The sequence below is a fragment of the Vallitalea sediminicola genome, assembly GCF_054408565.1.
In genome coordinates, this window is the sequence record NZ_BTPT01000141.1 from 1 (window position 1) to 1787 (window position 1787).

General features: G+C 31.5%; 1 protein-coding gene and 1 pseudogene. Both read right to left on the minus strand.

Annotated features, from left to right (window positions below; translation table 11 throughout):
- A pseudogene (locus ACX6CF_RS26185) lies at positions 1 to 155 on the minus strand (reverse transcriptase domain-containing protein); the annotation flags it as partial.
- Between the two features lie 170 nt (positions 156 to 325).
- Positions 326 to 1636, minus strand: a complete 1311-nt coding sequence (locus ACX6CF_RS26190) for an IS4 family transposase (protein ID WP_458788329.1) — start codon at positions 1634 to 1636, stop codon at positions 326 to 328.
- Positions 1637 to 1787 lie beyond the last annotated feature (151 nt).

Here is a 1787-nt window from a genome sequence, read left to right on the forward strand (position 1 = left end):
AATACTATTATTGATTTTAGTACTCTCATAGCTCCACGTTTGCTTTTACAAAATATCATAAGGTCATCCGCATACCTTACGTATCGATGCCCTCTTTTAGTTAATTTCTTATCTAATTCATTTAGCATTATATTACTTAGTAATGGACTTAGTGGACCGCCTTGCGGTCAATGTCATTAAGTTAAGGTTTATACTTAAGAATCCAGTGAATGAAAATATTAAATTTTCATTCACTGGATTCTTTTTTTCTTATTAACATTACTATCTGCGTATGATTAATAGACAGATTGATATCTGTCTTAAAAAGAGATATAATAAACTTGCTTTATGCTACTCGGTACAAAAAACTTACTGGCTTCTGAATGCTGACTTTTCGAGGGTCGTGGCGTCCAGTTCTAACAGGTAAGAGGTTTCGTTGGATCAGTAGCACTATATCAGGTGGTTTCAGTCTTCTATTATTGCTCAAGAATTCACGACATATGAAAATGGATAAAGTGAAATTTACTTGATATAGTTTTGTCTTATTGGGTTGCTTTATAATAACTTGAGTGATAATCGCTTCGCAATAATTGTACATTGTTACCTTGGCAAATACTTCTTGCTTTATGTAATCGACCTTTTTCGAATGAAAATTATTTAATCCTATAGCATATTTTAATTCACGAAAAGAAGTTTCAATACCCCATCTCAAATGATACATTTCCTTAATCTTCTCGGAAGAAAATATTTCTTTTCCTATGTTAGTAATGATCGTTTCATACGTCCCTTCAGCAATTAAGAAACGAACAACTCGAAACTTTAAAATATATTCTTTCCTACTACCTATGGGGATGTAATCAAACCCTTGGTTTGTAGGCATAAATTTACAACCTCTTTTCTTTGTATCTTTCGTCTGCTTTCGAGTGAAAGTTATAGAGATATCTTTGTCCAATGGTCCATTATCAGTAAGATTTAAACCTGATAAAATTCCACTACTTTTTATATCTTTTACCCGAATTAGATACTTCCAATTCTTTTCTGTTGCATGAGCAAAGATATTATAATTTTCATAACCACGATCAGCAATAAGTATGACCTTCTCATCTAATTTAGAACGATTTATCATCTGGGTACAAGCAAGGCACTCATTTTTATCTGCATAATTTTGTATAAGAACATCTACGTAGACACGATTCATAAGGTCATAGAATGCGTTTAAATGAAGCCTATTTGCAATAACGTTGAATTGATTTGACTTTACACGAGTTTCTGAATCATTAGGATTCGAAGCAATAGAAAGATTACTACCATCACAAGCAACTAATCTATATCCATGAAAGGAATGGTTTATTTTAAGTCTAGAAGTAAATTCATGGAAGAGAAATTCAAATGCTTCTGGCAGGATTTTTGCACGTTGTTGATTATATGCGGAATTACTTGGTACATCAGTTGCAAAATTAAAATATTCAAGTAATTCTTTATTCATCGATCGTCCAGACATACCTAAAGTAATTTTCATAAAAGTGTTAAAGTCTAATTTCCGCTTTCTTGTGAAATCCTTACCGGGATGTTTGACAAAAAGAGATGGATCTTTTTCAAGCTCACCAATAACATCAAATAATGACTTTTTAGTAGTTATAATAAAATGTTTTTTCACGATAAAACCTCCTTAAAATACCTATATTCAAGGGGCTTCGCCACATTTTTTGACTAATTTGTCAAGTATTTTATTAAAAATTTGCAAATAAAAAAAGCCTCATGTAAACTTACATAAGACTTTTCCTTAATTCCTTAACTTAATGACATTG